Origin of the sequence: Gelidibacter sp. (assembly GCF_039916245.1) — a bacterium.
In the GTDB taxonomy this organism is placed as follows: Bacteria; Bacteroidota; Bacteroidia; order Flavobacteriales; family Flavobacteriaceae; genus Gelidibacter.
Genome location: NZ_JBDSLS010000036.1, coordinates 1 through 4,182 on the forward strand (window position 1 = coordinate 1; position 4,182 = coordinate 4,182).

Annotated in this window: 2 protein-coding genes and 1 pseudogene; all 3 read left to right on the forward strand. The window is 36.3% G+C overall.

Annotated elements, in window-relative coordinates:
- Window positions 1-5: 5 nt before the first annotated feature.
- Window positions 6-608, forward strand: coding sequence for a ribonuclease HII (locus ABIQ28_RS01905; RefSeq protein WP_348035063.1), 603 nt, complete (start codon window positions 6-8; stop codon window positions 606-608).
- A 24-nt stretch (window positions 609-632) separates the two neighbouring features.
- On the forward strand, window positions 633-3,062 hold the full coding sequence (locus ABIQ28_RS01910) for a ribonuclease HII (protein ID WP_348035062.1): 2,430 nt from the start codon (window positions 633-635) through the stop codon (window positions 3,060-3,062).
- 173 nt (window positions 3,063-3,235) lie between these two features.
- A pseudogene (locus tag ABIQ28_RS01915) lies at window positions 3,236-4,182 on the forward strand (OmpA family protein); the annotation flags it as partial.

The window sequence follows — 4,182 nt, forward strand, 5'->3', positions numbered from 1 at the left end:
TCGATTTGAAACTCAAACTCTCTTTTACTTTAAACCCCCTTGAATGTGGCACGGATGAGGCAGGGCGCGGTTGTCTTGCAGGCCCAGTCACAGCAGCAGCGGTCATTTTACCTCAAGCGTTTGAGAATTCCATCCTGAATGATTCAAAGCAACTTTCAGAAACGAAACGCAATTTTCTAAAACCTATTATTGAACAGGAGGCCATCTCATTTGCCTTCGCTCACATTTATCCTGAAGAAATTGACGAAATTAATATCTTGAATGCATCCATTTTAGCAATGCATCAATCCATCGCCAGTTTAAAAACGGCACCTACCTTTATAAGTGTGGATGGCAATAAGTTTAAACCATTTAGCAATACGCCACATGAAACTATTATTAAGGGCGACAGTAAATATCTTAACATCGCGGCAGCTTCAATTCTGGCAAAAACTTACAGAGACGCTTATATGTGTCTGATCCATGAAGAATTCCCCATGTATAACTGGAAAAAGAACAAAGGTTACCCTACTAAAGAGCATCGCGAGGCCATTAGGAAATATGGTATTACAAAATACCACCGAAAAACCTTTAGATTATTGCCGCAACCGCCACAACTCGTACTTTAACTTTTATATTTGCAAAAAATCAATATGAGAAATATAGGTTTACTATTCACGCTTCTCCTCATTATAAGTTGTAAAAACACCACACCCAAGTCTTTTGATCTTGTCACTTTGGTGCCTATGAATGCCTCATTGGTTATAAAAACAACATCTATTGAAGGCCTGAAGAGCGTTTTTAAAAACAATAGTTTGCTCAGCCAGTTTTCTGAAGGAAATTCAATTAAGCATTTAAACACTAAACTCAACTATCTCAAACATCTAAAACCATCAGAGGAACTTCTATTAGTTTTTGGCAAAGACAAAATTGATAGTCTCCAAATATCAATCATCACAAAATATCATAAAGATCTTTTCAATTTAGATGCTGTTCCAAATCGGTTAATAGAAACCATCACTGCAAATGGAATGTCATTGACCAAAACTACGCTTGATCATGAAATTATTTATAGCATTATTAAGGACAGTGTGTTTTTTGCATCCAATGATCGAACCCTAGTCGAAGCTGCATTTAACCAAAATGAGGCCGATCCCCTATTAAAAGAATTATATCATAAATCAAATAAAGAACAATCCTTATCCATCATCATTAATACCAAACAAAAGTCATTTCAACCAAATTTATTTTTTGATCAAAACCTTAACAAAATCCAGTTTTCAAACTATTTCCTATTAGATGCAGATTTAACACAGGATCAGCTGAAATTTGACGGCATTACCATTGCCAGAGACTCTTCTAAAAGTTTACTCAATGTGTTTAAGAACACATTTCCACAAGACAATCACTTGCCTAAAATTTGTCCGCCAGATAGCGACGGATTTTTAAGCTTTTCATTCCACAGTTTTAAAACGTTCCACGAAAATATCGTCCAATTCAGAAAACAAGATTCTCTAATTGCCGATCCAGTTTTTGAAAGCATTCTGGAAGCCGGCATAATCTACAGAAATGAGCAACAAGCGGTCGTTTTGAATAGCATTGACGCCACTAATATGAACAGCTATTTAGGAACTCAAAACAGCTTAGAAACCTATCGGGATATTACCATTTATAATTTTGATAAACCGAATCTGCTCTCCGATTTATTCGCGCCGTTGATTACCTATAAAGCCGCTACAAACTTTATTAACATTGACGATTTCTTTGTGTTTTCAGATAATATTGAACTACTAAAAGACATCATTAGCAGCTATCAAAACAATGCAACGCTCTACACTTCAAATGCTTTTGAAGACCTGATGGACGAATTGAGTGACGCCTCCTCATTATTGATATATGCCAATGGCAACAATCTCAAGAAAATCATCAACTCAAATTTCGATACAGAAAAACCGATCAATCCTGATGGTTTTAACGCTTCTGCCATTCAGTTTGTATATGAAACAGATTTTGCACACGTGCATGCCATTTCACAGAAAAACAAGAAAAAATCCAACTCCAACTCGGTTTTGGAAGGAGCCAACGTGACCTTGGACGCCGATTTATTAACGGATCCTCAATTTGTAAACAACCACACCAACCATCAGAAAGAAGTGGTCGTGCAAGACGTCAATTATAATTTATATCTGATTTCAAAAGATGGCAAAGTCCAGTGGAAAAAACAATTGGACAGCAAAATATTAGGACGCATTGAACAAATTGACACCTATAAAAACGGGCGACTCCAACTGGCATTTGCCACAGAACATCAAATTTATGTTTTAGATCGCGACGGGAAGAACGTCGGTAATTTCCCTTTAAAATTCAAGAACCCCATTACACAACCTCTTTCTGTATTTGATTACGAAAAAAATCGTGATTACAGACTGATGCTAACGCAAGGCTCCAACCTCTTACTTTGCGACAAAAACGGAAAAATGGTCGGCGGATTTCTTTACAAAAAAGCAGAAAACGCCATTAACACGCAGCCGCAACATTTCAAAATTGGCAAGAAAGATTATATTGTATTTGTTCAAGGCAAAGAACTCGAAATACTAAGCAGAGTAGGCAAAACGCGTGTGACGATTAAAAATAATATTGACTTTAGCAATAGTGGTATTTATCTATACGACAACATGTTTACGACCACCACGGCCAAAGGCGACCTCATTCAAATTGATGAAAATGGCAAAATGACCAGCAGCAATCTCAATTTAGGAGAAAAACACGCCATTACTGCAACCAGCAAGACCTTGGTAACGCTTTCAGAAAACATTCTACATGTCAGAACCAATAAAATCGAACTGGATTTTGGAGACTACACCCCTCCAAAAATTTTCTATGTCAACGATAAAATCTATGTATCGGTTACCGATTTACAGGCTAAAAAAGTATTCCTTTTTGACAGCTTAGGAAAATCGATTGACAACTTCCCGGTTTATGGAAATTCCACGATTGATCTTGATAATATTGACAAAAACAAAAGTCCTGAATTTGTAACCAAAGGCGACCAAAACAGTATCATCATTTATCAGATAAATTAGCAGCTTTCTACCAACTATACAGTTTTTCATACCAGTTATACAGTATTTTCAATTCATTCGCTTTTTTGGTTTATCTTGAAAACGATATAATCCAATAACAGTCAAGCACATACAAAATGAAAAACTCAATACTCTGCAAAAAACTACTAGGAACTGCTCTGCTCCTTCTTTTCATGATACCGTCAGCAAATGCGCAAATTCTGAAAAGACTGCAAAAAAGCGCCGAACGAACCGTTGAGCGTAAACTAGAGCGGAAAACGGAAAAAGAAACGGGTAAAATGATGGACTCTATTTTAGATCCAAGTCAAAAATCCTCTACTAAAAAAACTCCAACAAAGAATTCTGAGAATTCCGACGAAAAACCAACTTCAAAAGAAGACATTGGAGCAAATACTGCAAAAGAATCATCTGTTAAAAAAAATGTCTCGGAAGGTTTAGAAGTCTATAGTAAATTTGACTTTGTCCCCGGTGACAAAATATTGTTTTATGATGATTTTTCGCAAGATTTTGTGGGTGACTTTCCTTCTAAGTGGAATACCAATGGTTCCGGTGAAGTCGTTAAAATTAATAATGTTGACGGCAATCAGTTTGTGATGAAATCGGGATATAAAATATTTTACATTCCGGATGTTAAAAATCTCCCAGAAGATTACACCATTGAGTTTGACCTCGTGGCTCAAGGTATAGACGGTAAGACCTCCTCAAATGCTGTTATGGGAATTATCCTCAGTGATAATAACAGTTTTGAAAATGGAAACAAACACTTTGTGGAAACTACACTTCCTTTTTGTCAATTCTATACCATACCGATAAGAACAAGTAATTATTTTAACGGTAATTATGGCGCCATTAACAGTTCTATTGATGCGGATATACGCAAAGAAGTTCTAAACAGACCTCACATTTCCATCGCAGTTACAAAAAACAGATACAGGCTATGGGTAAATGAAACAAAATATATAGACATCCCAAGGATGATTCAAGAATTAACTGTGCTGAAGGCTATCAAATTCTACACCTATGGATTTGAAGACACAAATGAAAATGTATTGATAAGCAACCTCAAAGTTGCTGCAGGTGGCGAAGATTTACGAAGAAAATTGCTATCTGAAGGTAAAAT